At 53.8% G+C, this 16,164-nt stretch carries 12 protein-coding genes; 11 read left to right on the top strand and 1 reads right to left on the bottom strand.

Annotated elements, in window-relative coordinates; all coding sequences use genetic code 11:
* Window positions 1–172: 172 nt before the first annotated feature.
* On the top strand, window positions 173–862 hold the full coding sequence (locus tag FAA86_RS22570; RefSeq protein WP_136543369.1) for a ParA family protein: 690 nt from the start codon (window positions 173–175) through the stop codon (window positions 860–862).
* A complete protein-coding gene (locus FAA86_RS22565; RefSeq protein WP_246035173.1) occupies window positions 859–1,236 on the top strand; it encodes a stability/partitioning determinant in 378 nt (125 codons plus the stop codon). Before FAA86_RS22570 ends, FAA86_RS22565 begins: the two co-directional genes overlap by 4 nt.
* 636 nt (window positions 1,237–1,872) lie before the next feature.
* On the opposite strand, the gene FAA86_RS22560 is transcribed toward FAA86_RS22565, so the two are convergent.
* A complete protein-coding gene (locus tag FAA86_RS22560) occupies window positions 1,873–3,108 on the bottom strand; it encodes a replication initiator protein A (RefSeq protein ID WP_246035172.1) in 1,236 nt (411 codons plus the stop codon).
* Between the two features lie 298 nt (window positions 3,109–3,406).
* On the opposite strand from FAA86_RS22560, the gene rfbC reads away from it, so the two are divergent.
* The 9 genes from rfbC (at window position 3,407) to FAA86_RS22515 (ending at window position 16,163) form a co-directional block, all read left to right on the top strand.
* The gene (rfbC, locus tag FAA86_RS22555; RefSeq protein WP_136543367.1) at window positions 3,407–3,979 is read left to right on the top strand and encodes a dTDP-4-dehydrorhamnose 3,5-epimerase; all 573 of its coding nucleotides are present in this window, start codon (window positions 3,407–3,409) and stop codon (window positions 3,977–3,979) included.
* Between the two features lie 10 nt (window positions 3,980–3,989).
* On the top strand, window positions 3,990–4,871 hold the full coding sequence (gene rfbD / locus FAA86_RS22550) for a dTDP-4-dehydrorhamnose reductase (RefSeq protein ID WP_136543365.1): 882 nt from the start codon (window positions 3,990–3,992) through the stop codon (window positions 4,869–4,871).
* 18 nt (window positions 4,872–4,889) lie between these two features.
* Window positions 4,890–5,771: a glucose-1-phosphate thymidylyltransferase RfbA gene (rfbA, locus tag FAA86_RS22545; RefSeq protein ID WP_136543363.1), complete on the top strand. Its 882-nt coding sequence runs from the start codon at window positions 4,890–4,892 to the stop codon at window positions 5,769–5,771.
* A 49-nt stretch (window positions 5,772–5,820) separates the two neighbouring features.
* Window positions 5,821–6,867: a dTDP-glucose 4,6-dehydratase gene (gene rfbB, locus FAA86_RS22540; protein ID WP_136543360.1), complete on the top strand. Its 1,047-nt coding sequence runs from the start codon at window positions 5,821–5,823 to the stop codon at window positions 6,865–6,867.
* Between the two features lie 166 nt (window positions 6,868–7,033).
* Complete coding sequence (locus FAA86_RS22535; protein ID WP_136543358.1) at window positions 7,034–7,858, top strand: ABC transporter permease; 825 nt, start codon at window positions 7,034–7,036, stop codon at window positions 7,856–7,858.
* Window positions 7,848–9,236, top strand: a complete 1,389-nt coding sequence (locus FAA86_RS22530; protein ID WP_136543356.1) for an ABC transporter ATP-binding protein — start codon at window positions 7,848–7,850, stop codon at window positions 9,234–9,236. Before FAA86_RS22535 ends, FAA86_RS22530 begins: the two co-directional genes overlap by 11 nt.
* Before the next feature lie 77 nt (window positions 9,237–9,313).
* On the top strand, window positions 9,314–13,000 hold the full coding sequence (locus tag FAA86_RS22525; protein WP_136543354.1) for a rhamnan synthesis F family protein: 3,687 nt from the start codon (window positions 9,314–9,316) through the stop codon (window positions 12,998–13,000).
* On the top strand, window positions 12,997–13,986 hold the full coding sequence (locus FAA86_RS22520) for an NAD-dependent epimerase/dehydratase family protein (protein WP_136543352.1): 990 nt from the start codon (window positions 12,997–12,999) through the stop codon (window positions 13,984–13,986). The genes FAA86_RS22525 and FAA86_RS22520 overlap by 4 nt, the downstream gene beginning before the upstream one ends.
* The gene (locus FAA86_RS22515) at window positions 13,983–16,163 is read left to right on the top strand and encodes a glycosyltransferase (RefSeq protein ID WP_136543350.1); all 2,181 of its coding nucleotides are present in this window, start codon (window positions 13,983–13,985) and stop codon (window positions 16,161–16,163) included. The genes FAA86_RS22520 and FAA86_RS22515 overlap by 4 nt, the downstream gene beginning before the upstream one ends.
* Window position 16,164 lies beyond the last annotated feature (1 nt).

The following is a 16,164-nucleotide window of genomic DNA, read 5'->3' as shown; positions in this document are numbered from 1 at the left end:
CGACCGCCACCAATGAAGTATCCAGTAGCTACTATATATCCTAAGGCTATCTAGTAGCTACCATCTAGCTTTTCGCTATTAATATGATATGTGGTAGCTATCTAGTAGGCTCCAGCTCGCTATCTAGTAGCTCAATGTTTGAACAACAAAAGTTCCCGATGGAGAATCAAGCATGCCGGTAATTTCATTCGCCAACCCAAAAGGCGGCGCGGGAAAAACGACTTCAGCACTCCTGCTCGCCGGAGAACTTGCTGCCAGGGGTGCGAGCATCGCAATCATTGATGCCGATCCCGAGCGGTGGATATCGCAATGGGGCAATCTTCCGGGAAAACCGAAAAACATTTCAATTATCAGCGACGTCACGGAGGACACGATCGTAGATCTGATCGAGGAGGCAGCAAGCGCTCATCAGTTCGTGATCATCGATCTTGAGGGGACCGCAAGTCTCATGGTTGCAAACGCAATCGGCATGTCAGATTTCGTTATCATTCCCACCCAAGGAGCATCAATGGATGCAAAAGGCGCCTCCAAGACAATCAAACTCATTCGCAACCAGTCTCGAATGGCAAAGCGCGAGATACCGCATGCCGTTTTGTTAACCAGGGTAAGTGCTGCGATCGCTTCTCGTTCGTTGCGCAACGTACGCGACCAACTCGACAGCGCAGGTATTGAGGTGTTCAACAGTTCAATCGTTGAACGCGCCGCATATCGCGATCTTCTCGACTTTGGTGGTTTACTCGGAAAGCTGGACCCCAAACTCGTAAGTAATATCGACAAGGCCACCCAAAACGCCATGGAATTCACCGCAGAGGTCATTGCCAGGCTGAAGGCGGTTCAGGAATCCAAGGGGAGGGCGGCATGATGGCAACACGACCAAGTTTGGGCTTTGAAGACGACGATCTGCCTGATGGACCGGTCACGTCTGACCTCGATGATCTGAGCGTCTTCCAACCGAAATCGCCCCCACGACCGGACAGGAGCAAAATAGAACAGGCAGCCGCCCGGTCAAGCTTCACGAGCCGCGAAGCCGCAAAGAAGGTAGAGACAGCGCAAGAAACGCCATTGGCGAAGCCGGTTCGACGGTATCGCACAGGTCGATCCGCGCAACTCAATCTTAAGGTGCGCCCGGAAACAATAGAGCAATTCTACGGCGTAGCCGATGCCAATGGATGGGTTTTGGGTGAGGCGTTTGAAAAAGCCGTGGCACTACTTGAAGCAAAATACAAACCACGTTGATTTGCTGGATGTCGTCGCAAACGCACCCCCACTTCCTCCGACGAGAGAAATTGCTGACCTTTTCGACTGGTGGGGTCCAATTACAGCGGCTGTGTGTATATCGCTCGGCATCTGGCTGGTGGCTGACGCTTCGCCCGCACCTAGCGTAAAATCTGTATTGACCCAGTGACAATCTTCGGATGCTTCCATTTACGAGCCAATCTTGTTTTTTTGGAGCAGATTGGAATGCTGTTTTTGTCGTTGGGAAACCGAAATGGGAGAGCATTTTTTGCATCGCAAAATCCTAATATATTTTTCATTCACTAATGTCTGTTCGGTCATTTTTGTCGGCAGTTTTTTGTTTTTGTCTCGTTTTAGGTGTTTTAAATAGTTTTAGGAAAAAAAATTGCTATTTTTCATGCAAAATCAGGTGCTTGTAGTTTTTGTCGTCGGCGATGTACGGAAAAATGTCGGCGATGTACGGGATGTCGTCGGCGATGTACGGAAAAATGTCGGCGAAAAACGGTTTCCTTGGAACAACCTCGCGCTCGGGGATCGGCGGGGAATTCTTTCGTCCGATTTATTTTGTCGTCGGCGATGTACGGAATGGCTGTCAAATTTTTGTCGTCGGCGATGTACGGAACTCCACGACAAAAATCAGTCACCTTCAATCTCGACAAGATCGCCTTTGTCAAAGTCTCCGTTGCGTCGTCTCATGTGTAGAAGCGGGCCGTCCTTCCCCTCGGATATGGCCAGATCATAGTCCGGCATAGGGAAAGCTTGTGTTCTCGTAATGAACTCACGCAGATCATAGGCAAACTTCCGGAATTCCTGATTGGATCCACTGCGTTTATAGACTTCCTTGACGCTGTAGGCGGCTTCACCCTTGCCGGCGGCCTTTCGTGCCAGGCGGTATACGAAGCGTCCTATGCCGGAACTGATGAGGAAATAGTCTTCGTGCAGGGTCAGAAGCGGGACTGATTTTTCATTCTTCACGACGCTGAGGTAAACCCAGTCGGGTATGGTGATTTCCACCAGATCGATTCGGTTGGCACCGGTTCGGCTGACAACACTATAGCCACTGATCAACGGACGGCTATCGACCTGCCTGCGTCTGCCATTTGAAAGATTGATCACTTTGATGGTTGTGTTGGCGAGGCGATCTAGCGCTGCCTCGAGATCTTCATACGACTTGCCACCATCCGAGCGCCGGCAGAATTTCAGAATATGCGATGCGCTCGGCCGATATGTCTTCGGCGGAAGGCTTGGTCTCAGACCTTTCTTCTCTTCTCTCCGATAGCGTTGTACTTCATCAGCGAGATGCGAGACCATGTTGAGAAAGATGTCATAGTCAAAAACCGTCGCCAGACCGCTTTCGGCTCCCCCTTCGATCGTGATCAGACTGTCTTTCAGTTCATAGCGAATGATGCCTGTCGAAGATCGCTTGCTGAGTGAAAAGGGGGCGACATCCATCAGATTGACATCATCCTTGATGGGCGCGTCATACACGGTGGGGACAAAAAATGTCAGTTGTGCATCTTCGGGTGGGGCCGGGCGCAATATGCGCTTTGGGACGCTTTCATGCTTGAGCACGGCTTCAACGTCCTGAGTCAGGCTGTTGTTCCGAATGGCCTCCCCGAGATTTCGAAGCGCGCGATCGACAGGATTGTCGGTCTCCGCATCTAACTGGTCCAGTTTGAGGTCGGCCCAGACACGACGGCTGTAGTAACGCCTCAGGCGGCTGAGTGCCTCTCGATCCAGTTCCTCATATTCGCGGCCATTGGTTTCAGTGTATTCTTTTGCCAGATTTTGAAGATAGGCATTTTTTTCGTGTAGCGATAAGGCTGCGAAGGCTTCGCGCGGCATGATGTTGAATTTCTTAGGCCGCTTCATCAGCGTCTTCCTCCACATCTTGACGATCCATGGCTGTACGAAACCGCCGCGGCTCTGCAAGTCTGTCACGGCCAGATATCAAAGTGCCGCCCAGACAATCCAAACTGAGTCCGTACCAGACAATTTGGCGATTTGACGAGCTTCACAAATGGTTTGACCTCATAAAGCTGGCATCGTAAGCGGTTGAGCCAATTTATCCGAAATGCAAGGGGATGCCTGAAATCAGGATCATCTCCGGCATCATTGGTTGTGGATATGATCTGCAAATTCAAAGCGGTCTGATTGGACGGTTGAAACGATGACTGGCAAGTTAGTCCTGTTGCACCCGCGTAAGTTCGGTGACGAGCGTGGTTGGTTCATGGAAACCTACAACAAAACAAAATTCGAAGCCTTGGGTCAGACTTACGACTTCGTTCAGGACAACCATTCGATGTCGGTTCAAGCCGGTACGATACGCGGACTGCATTTCCAAACGCCGCCTTTTGCCCAGGCAAAACTTGTCCGTTGCATTCGTGGCCGCATTTTTGATGTGGCAGTTGACCTCCGTAAGGGGGCGCCGACATACGGACAATGGCTGGGTGTTGAATTGTCTGCTGACAATGCGGATCAGTTTCTGATCCCTGAAGGATTCGCCCATGGCTTTGTTACGCTGGAGCCCAATACCGAGGTCGTTTACAAGGTTTCGAGCACCTATGCGCCGGCCAATGACGGCGGTCTTGCCTGGAATGATCCTGATATCGCCATTGACTGGCCTATACCCTCCGACATGGTACCGACGCTGAGCGACAAGGACAAAAAGCAACCAGGGCTTGCCGCTTTTGACACTTGCTTCCTCTATGACGGCGAACCCATGGAACTGCTTGAGGTTTGATGGTCCGCTCATGAGAAAGATACTGATAACAGGTGCCACTGGTCAGGTGGGCAAGGCTTTGGCCGCCTTGTCTTGGCCAGACAATATCCTGCTTGACATGCCGGCGCGACAATTCCTGGACCTGGCTAACCCCGATCTCGTCCATTCGCATGTTTCCTCTGCTGACTATTCGGCGATCATCAATTGTGGTGCATACACAGCCGTCGATCGAGCTGAGGACGAGCCACTTGAAGCCTACAGGATCAATGGACTTGCACCTGCTGCATTGGCAAAGGCAGCGGCAGGCTTGGCGATACCGATGCTGCATGTGTCGACGGATTATGTCTTTGACGGCAAGAAAACCGACCCTTATCTTGAAGACGATCCGATAGGTCCCATCAGTGTTTACGGCGCCTCAAAAGCCAGTGGTGAGCTGGCGGTGCGTTGCCTGAGCGCCAATCACGTGATCTTGCGAACCTCTTGGGTGTTTTCGTCCGTGGGAACCAATTTTGTGAAGACGATGCTGCGGCTGTCTGACAGGCCGCAATTGCGTGTGGTTGCCGATCAGCACGGCTGCCCGACAGCCGCCCAGGATATCGCCGGAGCGCTGCGTGATATTGTCTTGCGCAAGTTGGACAGACCCCAGGATGCCCCGACGGGAACCTATCATTTCAGCAGCGACGAGGCCACCACCTGGTACGATTTTGCTCTGGCCATATTTGCCATGGCCAAGGAGGCTGGCCTGGCCGTACCGAGCGTGGAGGCGATTGAAACCAAAGACTATCCAACGGCAGCCCGACGACCGGCCAATTCTGTGATGTCGACAGCACGTCTTGAGCGTGATTACGGTATCCGCCCGGGTCAATGGCGCCGAGCACTGAAAGACACGTTTGCATCTCTTCACCAAAGCTGATCGAAAGGCATGTTTTCCATGAAGGGCATCATCTTGGCCGGCGGTTCGGGCACCCGGTTGCATCCGGCAACATTGGCCGTCAACAAACAGCTTATACCGGTTTATGACAAGCCGATGATCTATTATCCGCTGTCTGTGCTGATGCTGGCCAAAATCAGGGATATTTTGATCATCTCTTCGCCAGAATACATGGAAAACTATCAGAGATTGTTTTCTGATGGTCAAAAATGGGGAATGAACATTTCCTATGCGTTACAGCCCAGTCCCGATGGTCTGGCACAGGCCTTTACCATCGGAGCTGATTTTATTGGCAGAGATGCAGCCTCTCTGGTGTTGGGTGACAATATCTTTTTTGGCGCAGGCCTCAGTACTTTGCTCGCGCAAGCCAGAAGTCGGCAATCGGGAGCGACTGTCTTTGCTTACGAAGTTGACGATCCCGAACGTTACGGCGTCGTGGAGCTGGATGAAAACGGCAGGGCGATTACGCTGGAGGAAAAGCCAAAGGCGCCGCGTTCGCGCCTGGCCGTAACCGGCCTGTATTTCTATGACAACAAGGTTGTCGATTACGCTCGGGCGCTGAAACCTTCGGCGCGGGGAGAGTATGAAATCACTGACCTCAATCGCATCTACATGGAAGAAGGTAATCTCTTCGTGGAAAAGATGTCTCGTGGTTATGCCTGGCTCGATACCGGAACACATGACAGTCTTCTGGAAGCGGGAGAATTTGTCAGAACAATTCAGCACCGCCAGGGCACCAACATCGCCTGCATTGAGGAAATCGCCTATCTGAATGGCTGGATTTCGAAAGATACGCTGGTTGAATACGGCCATTACTATTCAAAAACGGCCTATGGTCGTTACTTGATGAAAGTGTCGTCCAGCGAAACCTACAGCATTTGACGACAATGGTACCTGCCAGCTTTAACGGCCAAATTTGGGTAGATAGATCATGCGTATAGTTGTAACCGGCGGCGCCGGATTCATAGGATCCGCTCTTGTCCGCTATCTCGTGCGAGACGTAGGAGCCGATGTCTTAACGATAGACAAGTTGACATATGCAGGGAACCTGGAATCGCTAAAGCCGATCGAGAACGCCCCCAATCATCGCTTCTTGCGTGCGGATATCTGTCTTGGTGAAGACATTGCTCGGGCCATTGAGGATTTCCAGCCCGATCGCATCATGCATCTTGCTGCCGAAAGTCATGTCGACCGATCGATCACAGGTGCCGGTGACTTCATCAAGACCAATGTCTTCGGCACATTCAATATGCTTGAAGCCTCTCGCCAGTACTGGAACAAGCTGGACGATCAGAGAAAATCAGAATTCCGCTTTCTTCATGTCTCGACTGACGAGGTTTATGGTTCCTTGGGTGATGAGGGATTGTTCACTGAGGAGACGGCCTACGATCCCTCCTCGCCCTATTCGGCGTCTAAGGCTGCCAGTGATCACCTGGCTGTTGCCTGGCATCGCACCTATGGATTGCCTGTGGTTTTGTCGAATTGCTCGAACAATTATGGACCCTATCACTTTCCGGAAAAACTCATTCCTCTGATGATCCTCAATGCCTTGGACGGCAAACCCTTGCCCGTTTATGGCAATGGAGCCAACATCCGCGATTGGCTATATGTGGACGATCATGCAAAGGCCTTGCACCTGATTGCTTCAAGGGGAAGACTTGGCGAGAAATACAATGTCGGTGGTCGCAACGAGCGACGAAACATCGAAGTTGTCGAGACGATTTGCGCGATCTTGGACAAGTTGAGCCCGGCGACGGGACCACATGCACGACTGATCACCTATGTTGCCGATAGACCCGGCCATGATGCCCGGTATGCGATTGATGCCAGCAAACTTGAGCAGGAGCTTGGGTGGAAAGCGGCAGAAAACTTCGACACGGGGATCGAGAAGACTGTCAAATGGTATCTTGAAAACCGTTGGTGGTGGGAGCCTTTGAGGCAGAATGTCTATTCGGGTAATCGACTGGGCGTCGTCTGAAAATGAAAACGTGCAAGATGAAGTATTGGGGGGCTGAGCAAGCTCCCCCATATGCCCTTGTCTTGCACCAGCTGAATTGCCGCTATATACCCGCCCGGCTGTTCGTCAGACTGGAAACGCCGATCGGTGAGCAGGCCTCGACATACCTCGGCTGAAGGCCAACGACATGATCTCTGCCAAAAGAGGCGCTTTCGTCTCCAAATTCCATCAATTGTATCTTGTTGCCGCGCCTTTGTTCAGGCGTGATATCTCAGCCCGTTATCGTGGGTCAGTGATGGGGCTTGCCTGGACGTTTCTGGTCCCTTTGCTCATGCTGGCTGTCTACACCTTCATGTTCGGCAAAGTGTTTCAGATGCGCTGGTCTCCGGATGGAGTTGATGAGCCCGGTGGCACCCTCGGTTTTGCGTTAACACTGTTTGTCGGTTTGATGACCCATAGCTATGCGACTGAGGTTCTGACGCGCGCGCCAACGATCATTTTATCCAATGCAAATCTGGTGAAGCGGGTTGTTTTCCCCCTGGAGATATTTCCCGTTATGGCTGTATCGACGGCCTTGTTCCAGTACTTCATCAGTCTGATTGTATTCCTGATCTTTCAGGTGACTGTGACCGGTACGGTTTCCGTTGGCGTTCTATGGCTGCCAGTAATCATCTTGCCCTTCACGATCTTGCTGATTGGCTTTGCCTGGGTGCTCGCCAGCGTTACGGTCTATTTCAGGGATGTCGCGCAGTTTATGGGCCTTGCAGCAACCGTTCTGCTGTTCATGTCGCCGGTTTTTTATCCCGTCTCCCGATTGCCTCAAGAGTTATGGCCGATCTTCTTGCTGAATCCGCTGACTTTCATCATAGAACAATCAAGAGTAGTGGTTTTTACCCAGGCGCCACCAGATTTTGCCGGTCTCGCGTTCTATTTCGTGATTTCGCTTGCGGTGGCGATCGCTGGCTATTTTGCCTTTGCCCGGATGAGACGAGGGTTCTCGGATGTCCTTTGAAGCTGAGGGTGAACTGGCCATCGAAGTTCGTGGTTTGACGAAGAGATTTCGTCTGTTCCAGCGTCAGATCCACAGAATAGCCGAGCTTTTCAGTCTTGGACGACGCAGATATCACAAGGCGTTCACCGCTCTGGATAACGTCACCTTTTCGGTGCGAAAGGGCGAAGCTGTTGGCATCATCGGTCGCAACGGCTCTGGCAAGTCGACCTTGCTGCAGATGATTTGCGGGACTTTGACGCCGACCGAGGGAGAGGTTCGCGTTCATGGCCGTGTGGCAGCTCTGCTCGAGCTTGGCGCTGGCTTCAATCCGGATTTCACGGGTCGCGAGAACGTCTATCTGAATGCAGCGCTCTATGGTTTGACAAAATCGGATGTCGATGAGCGTTTCGAAAAGATTGTTGAGTTTGCCGATATTGGCGAGTTCATTGAACAGCCGGTCAAGACCTATTCAAGCGGAATGTTTGTGCGTCTGGCTTTTGCTGTCATTGCGCATGTGGATGCCGATATTCTCGTCATTGATGAAGCGTTAGCCGTCGGTGATGTGGCATTCGGTCAAAAATGCATGCGTTTTCTGCGCGCTTTCCGCGAGAACGGCACCATTCTTTTTGTCAGCCATGACACAGCCGCCGTCATTGGTTTGTGTGATCAGGCTGTATGGCTTGATGGAGGGCAATTGAAGGCGGTGGGGCGGGCCAAGGATGTGTGCGAGCTTTATTTCGGGCATGTGTTTGGCGACAAGAAGATCGATGCGACTGTCCTCGAGTCTGAAGAAGAAAGCGACGGTCAGACGCGCACACTCGTACCGCCTGAAGATTGGATCGATGGCCGCCAGCCATGGGTCAATGCCACGAACCTGCGCAATGATCTTGAACTGTTTGTCTTCGAGCCCAACAGTGGCGGGGATTTCGGATTTGGCGGAGCGCGCATTGAAGATGTGCGTTTCACCGACCCGGCAGGTCGACCCTATCGCTGGATCCTTGGTGGCGAGGAGACAATCCTGACCGTCGAGGTCAAGGCATTTGTCGATCTTGATCGTCCGATCATTGGCTTTTACGTAAAGGATCGTCTTGGGCAGGCGCTGTTTGGTGACAACACGTTCTTGACCACCTTGACTGAGGATGGTGGCTGCAAGGTGTCGGTGAAGGCCGGCGAGACATTTACTGCCACCTTCCGGTTTCCCATGCCAGTTCTTCCCAAAGGATCTTATGTGATTGCCGTCGCTGTCGCCGATGGCACGCAGGAAGACCACGTTCAACATCACTGGATGCATGATGCATTGATATTCAAGTCTCACAGCAGTCATACGGTCAGTGGACTTGTCGGTATTCCGATGCTTGACGTTTCTCTCTCAACTGCGCATGGCAAGCCCATAGATTAGTTTGTAGAAGGATATCGTCGTGTTGCCCCAAGCATAGTGCAAATGGCAGGACCGATGTTCTGGACTCGAGTTGGATAATGACAAAGACAGCCGGAAGACAATTGCCTGAAGCGCCATCCCTTTGGCGGCTGACGGGTATTGATGGTGCGGGTGCAGGACTTGAGCCTGCCCTGACGCGTCCCGAGCGACTGGTTTCGCCTGATTCCTGGGCCGGACATTTGCCCTTTGCCTTCTGGCTGGTCGCAGCAGCGCGCCCGCGACGCTATGTCGAATTGGGGGTGCATACCGGCAATTCCTATTGTTCGATTGCGCAAGCGGTATTGAAATACAAGCTTGCCACTGAATGTTTCGGCATTGATCACTGGTATGGTGATGTTCAGGCCGGGCTTTACGGCGAAGATGTCTATCAGGACCTCAAGGCATGGCATGATCCGCGCTTTGGACAGTTCTCCCGTCTTCTGCGCATGAGTTTTGCCGACGGGCGAGCCTATGTCGAGGATGGCAGTGTCGATATCCTGCATATCGATGGCTTGCATACCTATGAGGCGGTTCGCGAGGATTTCGAGACCTGGCAGTCCAAAATGAGCGATCGCGGGATCGTTCTGTTCCACGATACCAACGTGTTTCAAAGCGATTTCGGTGTCTGTGATTACTGGCAGGAGATCAAGTCGCGTTATCCGACCTTCGAATTCCTGAATTCCAACGGACTGGGTGTAGCTTATGTCGGCACTCAACCGATCCGGGATGTGTTGCCGGATGTTGCCGGGCTTTTCCGCCTGAACGAAGACGAACGCCAGGTGTCGGCCATCCGACGCTATTTTTCGCAATTGGGTGATGGGCATGTCCAGGCCATCCGCTTTGCTGAAATGCAACAGCGGGGCGAGCGCTCGGCCCGCCAATTGCAGCGCGCCTATGAGGATCTGGCCGCATTAGATCGGGATCGATCGGCTGTTCTTGCGGCGCGTGCGCCGTTGCAGGACAAGGCGCTCAAATGGGACCAGCTCTATGTCAGGACCGGTGGGTCCATCAGCTTGGACCTCGATGGCGTGAGTGAGGCTCTGGGCCGTCTTTACAACAGTGATAATCCTCAGGCGCGGCGTGATCGCAACATCCTGAAAAGGCAGTTGACCCAACTGGTTCAGTCGGGGACATTCGAACCACACTATCGCGATCTCGCCCTGTGGGCCGCAAAACGGGTTTGGACAAAGCTTGCGACAAGGCTTCGCAGGTTGCCGGTCGGCGAAGGCGATGCGACGATTGCCGCCATCCGAGACAGTGGCTTGTTTGATGAACAGCACTACAGCTTGACGGCAGCAGCGCGGGCTGCAGGCCAGGACCCTCTTGAGCATTATCTTCAGATTGGTGAGGCCCGCCGCATAAGCCCATCAAAGGGCTTCGACCCGGATTATTACGCCCGTCGCAACCGCGATGTTGATCAAACCGGCTTTGGCCTGTTGAGGCATTTCGTGTTGTTCGGGCAGACGGAGCAACGTCCAGCCGTCACACCGGCCAAGCGCATGGTCTTGCCTGAAATGCCGTCGACACAAAGACCGCGCGTCTTGCTTCTGGTGGAACACGATACGGATATTGCCACCTCGTTTGCTGTCAGTGTGGCGGCTCGCATCGATCGAACCCACGACGTCATTCTTCTGGTGCCGGCAGGGAGCGGACTTGGCGAGCGGTTTTCCGGTGTTGCCAAGGCTGTGGTTTTCTTTCCTGACGAGCCGGACATTGAAGGTGTTGACCGCAATGAGGTGCTGGCCCGGATTGTGGCGGAGCTGCAGCCATCCTTTGGTGTGGTCATGTCCGTGCGAAGCCGCGTGAATGTCAGGGGGCTTGCCGCAGCTGGACTTGGGCTTGTCCAATTGGTGGATGAATTTTCTTCCTCCGTCCGTCCGCATGGCAGCGCTTATGAATTTCTTCCCTGGGCGCATCGACTGGTGTTTCCCTCGCGGACTGTGGCAGGGTCGTTCGTCGAGGAACATCCTTATCTGTCACGCCGTCAAATGGCGGTTCTGCCGCCTGCAGCTGATCCGACGATCAAGGCCCAGGACCTTGGTTTTGGACGGCAGGATTATCAAGCCGGTGTCAGGAAGCTCGTACGACCATCTCAGCATGAAGGCGATGTGCTTGTCTTAGGCTATGGTGAATTGACGCCACAATCCGGCATTGAAGCCTTCATTGCACTTGCGGCCGAAACAGGTGCAAGAAGTGGGCAAGGCAGGTCGCTGTACTTTGTCTGGGTCGCTCCAGACTATGATGGCGAAAATGGCAGTGACTATGCGCGCTTGATTGCGGCCCTGATCAAGCGGACGGGCGTTGGCGATTATTGCAGGATCGTCAGCACGGACGCAGACATTGAGACTGTCTTGCATTGCATCGATATCTACGCCTTGACTGCTCCTATGGACGCAATGTCGCATAATGCGATCGCGGCGGTGCGGGCTGGCAAACCTGTGGTCTGTTTCGAATCGGGCAGTTCGCTGGCTGAGGTGTTGAAGGGTGACGAGACAACACATGTCCTTGTTTCGTCACATCTGAAACTGTCTGATCTGTCAGATTCGGTTCTACGTCTGAGCGACGATTGCGAACTCTACCGCAAGACACAGGCGGCCTGTCTGGCACTGAGTGCTGCTGTGTTCAGTTCTTCTTCTTACGTTGACCGGGTGCTTCAGTTTGGTGAAGAAGCCAGACAGGAGGCCCTTGCGATCCAGCAAGATTATCAACTGGTGCAGCAAGCCCAACCGCCCGTGTTTCAAGAGGCCGTGTTTGGGGGCAGCTGGCCTGTTGATCTTTATCCGCAAGACCTCTTGCACACCTATTTGCTGAGATCTCGGATAGCGCGCTCGACATCAGGGAGCCTGGCGACCGGCTTGCGCCGCCCCATGGCGGGTTTCAACCCCTTGATCTATGCAGAGGATTGCACGGGATATGATGGGAGTCGGGATCCGCTGGCTGACTGGCTTGAAGCCGGACGTCCCGATGGTCGTTGGACGCATCCTTTGGTGCAGCCCTCAGCCGCCACGACAAAACCTATCCGAGCCACAACACTTTTGCACGGGCATTTCTACTACACGGACCTTCTCGAGGATTTTGTCACCAGGCTGCGGATGAATGCCAGCCTTGTCGATGTGGTTATCACTGTCCCTGATGATGCCAAGGCGCAACAGGCGAGACAGGTCCTCGCATCCGCGTCCTTGAAGGGTACGACAAGCGTGCAGGTTGTCGGCAACAGGGGGCGTGACATCGGGCCGTTTCTCACGGGTCTCGATCCTGCCTTGCTGGGACGCTATGAAATCGTCGGCCATGTCCATGGAAAGAAATCTCCTCATGTGGAAAAGCTGACGGGTGATCAGTGGCGTAATTTCCTGTGGGAACATCTGATAGGCGGTGCCCATCCGGCTGCGGATGCTTGCCTGGCAGCTTTTGAAGCCGATCCAAAGCTTGGACTGGTTTTCCCCGAAGATGCCCATCTTCATGGTTGGGATGACAATCTTGCCCTGGCTGAACAGCTGGCAAAGAAAATGGGCCGCGTCGATCCCTTGCCCAAGGCGTTCGAATGGCCAATTGGAACGATGTTCTGGGCCCGAACGGCTGCACTCAAGCCCCTGTTTGATTTGAAGCTGGACTGGTCGGATTATCCGACTGAGCCCTTGGCTGGCGACGGCACACTTCTTCATGCTCTTGAACGTCTCGTTCCGTTTGCTGTGGAACAGGCTGGTTATGGTTATGCGGCGGCTTTTCTGCCGGAGGTTCAACGATGAGTGTACATCTGATCCTCGGTGGATGCGGCTTCATCGGTCGTCATGTTGCCATGGCGCTTCATCGGCGTGGCGATAGGGTTATCCTTGCCGATGTGATTGATCCATCACCTTCTCTTGTTGCACGCTTACCGGTTGAAGCCCGACGCATTGAGGCCGGTTCTCCCGATTGGGAAAGCCTGATGGATGGTGTCGATGTCGTTCACCATTATGCCTGGACCACCGTGCCATCTTCGGCAGATGCTGATCCCGTTGCGGATCTGGACGCAAATCTACGCGAAACCATACGTTTGCTGGAGGTGTTGCGGCAACGCAGGCTAAGGGACAGATCAACGACCAAGCTGATCTTTGCCTCCTCTGGCGGAACGGTTTATGGCCCTCTTGCAAATGTGCCGGCGCGAGAAGACAACGCGTTTAATCCGATCAATGCCTATGGAGCCTCGAAGGCTGCAGCTGAAATTTATCTGGGATATTATCGCAAAGCCCATGGAATTGATTGTCGTATTGCACGGATCTCCAATCCCTATGGGGCAGGACAGAACCCGGCCAAGCGACAGGGCGCGGCAAGTACATTTCTGTTTCATACGCTTGACGGAAAGACCATTTCCATATGGGGAGATGGTGAAGTGGTGCGCGACTATATCCATATCGCGGATCTGACGGCGGCTCTTGTCGCCTTGAGCGACGTGTCCGCCGACAGACTGGGCGACGACATGGCACCGGTTTTCAACATCGGAAGCGGCGAGGGGACTTCATTGAATGCAATACTGGATGTCTTGCGCAACCACTTGGCGCTCGATCCTGTTGTCGACTACCAAAAAGCCCGAAGCTTTGATGTACCCGTCAGCGTTCTCGACATTTCCAAGGCCCGTCACGTCCTGAACTGGCAACCGCAACTGTCCTTTGTTTCGGGCTATGCCCGCATGCTGGCTGACGTTCGCAGCCAAAGCCCGCTTTTTTCAACCTTGTTGGATCCATCTTCGCAATGACAGTTTTCTCAACGACCGCTCCTTTGGTTTCGGTCATCATGCCAGTCTACAATCACGGGCGTTATGTTGCCGAGGCCTTGCTGTCGATTGTCCGACAGGACTGGCGTCCCCTTGAGATCATAGTGATAGACGATGGTTCCAGGGATGATAGCTTCAGGATCCTTCAGGACACGGTCTCATCTCTGCCTGCGGATCAGCAACTGGCGGTCCATCTATCTAGTCGGGAGAACCGCGGCGCACATAATACCATCAATGAGGGGATCGAACGGGCCAGAGGCGAGTATCTGGCGATCCTCAATTCGGATGACTACTATCTGCCCGGGCGTATTCGCCGCTGTATCGAGACAGCCATGGCCCACAAGGCCCGCTTTGTTTTCACCTATGTCGATCCGATCGATGACGACGGCATTCCGCTGGCGCCTGAACATCGATGGCGACATTGGTATGCGGATTTGAAGATGCAGGAGCTTGATATTGCTCCCAACATCTCGAATTTGCTGTTGCGCTACAATATCGGCGTATCGACCGGCAACTTCGTCTTCCACCGGTCTCTGATCGATGACATCGGGATGTTTGGCGATTTTCGCTATGCGCATGACCTTGATTTCATGTTGCGTGCGAGCGCTCTGGAAGAACCGGTGCTGATCAGGGAGAAGCTTTACGGCTATCGCATTCATGCCAGCAACACGATTGGCGAAAGCGATGAGCGTATAACGGATGAGGTTGCCGGTATTGTCGGTTCCTATCTGAGGCGGGCTGCAGACGTTCCCCCTGTCAATCCCTTGGCACCGCGCCTGGACCGCGACTGCTATACCCTAGCCACGACGTCCTGGCCGCCGCATCTGGAGAAGGCGGTTGACAGCCTGATGTGTGATCCATCCTTGCGTGGCGATACCAAACAAAAGGACGCACGCATACAGGATCTGACACCGGTGCCTGCACAGAAGTCGCAGAAGTCGCAGATCACCTTGATCAGCCACGAACTGAGCCGAACCGGAGCTCCTGTTCTTCTCAGGGATGTCGCCTCTGCCTTGCATGCACTCGATGTGGCCACGCATGTCATCAGTCTTGGTAGTGGACCACTGTCCGACGACTATGCCCGGATGAACAGTCCGGTTCTCACGGAAGATCCAGTTTCGCATCTTTTGAGCAAGGCGGGTGGTTTCCTGATGCAGCTGGCAAGTGACCGGCGGGTTCCGGCAATGGCGAAGCGTCCCCTGGCACTTGCGGCAAGGCTGTCGGGCGGTCTGGGAGCCAGGCTCCGGATGTGGCGTTATCGAGCAAAGACCTCGGGCAGGGGCCCTTTGCTGATCAATTCTTTTGCCAGCTGGCCTTTGGCTTTGCCATTGCTGGAAAAATGGCAGGGGCCTGCATTCTGGTACATCCACGAGACCTATGAGCCTTCCCTGGTAATGCGCTCCGGGCGGCATCTTGCGCGATTGCGTGGCCTGGCCGACCAAGGCCGTATGGTTTTTCTGTTCGGCTCGGATGCAACGCGTCGCAAATGGGCAGAAGAAGGTTATGATGGTGAAGTCTTCTACTGGAGTGGTCTGAAGAAGGCGATGGGCCTGGACCGGCTCCCGAAAAATGCCGGGGCTGGCAAACGGATCATATTGTCGGTGCAATCGACGGGGCCGCGCAAGGGAACGCGCAGCCTGATCGAAGCTTTTGCTCTGGGTTGCCGGCAAGGCCTGATTCCTGCGGATGTCGAGCTTCATATTGTTGGAGCGCATGCCCCGTCACGTAATGCACTCAGCCGTGATCTTCTGGTGCGTATCCTGAAAGACGACATCAGGGGACGAGTGCAGCTTATCCCCAATTTGGCGCCGGCGGAACTAGAGGCACATTATACCGGCGCCACGATTTACGTTCAGTCTTCGACCATGGAGTGCCTACCGCTGGCACTGCTTAACGCAATGGCATGCGGCTTGCCGATTGTGTCCACTGATGCGGATGGATGCCGAGAAGCAATCCTTGATCAACAGACGGGCCTTCTGATACCGCCTCGTCAACCCGAACAGATGGCCAGGGCATTGGCCACATTGCTCAATGAGCCTGATTTGGCATCGAGACTGGCGCGCAATGCGCGCAGCCTGTTTGAGGAGAAATTCTCAGTTGAGGTTACGGCACCCAGACTGATGCATCGCATCATCGGCGATGGCACCTCGACGTCCTGAT

Source organism: Rhizobium rosettiformans W3 (assembly GCF_004912135.1).
Taxonomy (GTDB): Bacteria; Pseudomonadota; Alphaproteobacteria; order Rhizobiales; family Rhizobiaceae; genus Allorhizobium; species Allorhizobium rosettiformans.
Note: the sequence above shows the minus strand (reverse complement) of the source record. Positions and strands in the feature narration are given on the sequence as shown.

What these genes read in the sequence shown, in the direction of transcription:
- rfbC (WP_136543367.1), top strand. Translation starts at nt 3,407, where the DNA reads ATGACTGGCAAGTTAGTCCTGTTGCACCCGCGTAAGTTCGGTGACGAG.
- FAA86_RS22515 (WP_136543350.1), top strand. Translation starts at nt 13,983, where the DNA reads ATGACAGTTTTCTCAACGACCGCTCCTTTGGTTTCGGTCATCATGCCA.
- FAA86_RS22530 (WP_136543356.1), top strand. Translation starts at nt 7,848, where the DNA reads ATGTCCTTTGAAGCTGAGGGTGAACTGGCCATCGAAGTTCGTGGTTTG.
- rfbD (WP_136543365.1), top strand. Translation starts at nt 3,990, where the DNA reads ATGAGAAAGATACTGATAACAGGTGCCACTGGTCAGGTGGGCAAGGCT.
- FAA86_RS22570 (WP_136543369.1), top strand. Translation starts at nt 173, where the DNA reads ATGCCGGTAATTTCATTCGCCAACCCAAAAGGCGGCGCGGGAAAAACG.
- rfbB (WP_136543360.1), top strand. Translation starts at nt 5,821, where the DNA reads ATGCGTATAGTTGTAACCGGCGGCGCCGGATTCATAGGATCCGCTCTT.
- FAA86_RS22525 (WP_136543354.1), top strand. Translation starts at nt 9,314, where the DNA reads ATGACAAAGACAGCCGGAAGACAATTGCCTGAAGCGCCATCCCTTTGG.
- FAA86_RS22565 (WP_246035173.1), top strand. Translation starts at nt 859, where the DNA reads ATGATGGCAACACGACCAAGTTTGGGCTTTGAAGACGACGATCTGCCT.
- FAA86_RS22560 (WP_246035172.1), bottom strand. Translation starts at nt 3,108, where the DNA reads ATGAAGCGGCCTAAGAAATTCAACATCATGCCGCGCGAAGCCTTCGCA.
- FAA86_RS22520 (WP_136543352.1), top strand. Translation starts at nt 12,997, where the DNA reads ATGAGTGTACATCTGATCCTCGGTGGATGCGGCTTCATCGGTCGTCAT.
- FAA86_RS22535 (WP_136543358.1), top strand. Translation starts at nt 7,034, where the DNA reads ATGATCTCTGCCAAAAGAGGCGCTTTCGTCTCCAAATTCCATCAATTG.
- rfbA (WP_136543363.1), top strand. Translation starts at nt 4,890, where the DNA reads ATGAAGGGCATCATCTTGGCCGGCGGTTCGGGCACCCGGTTGCATCCG.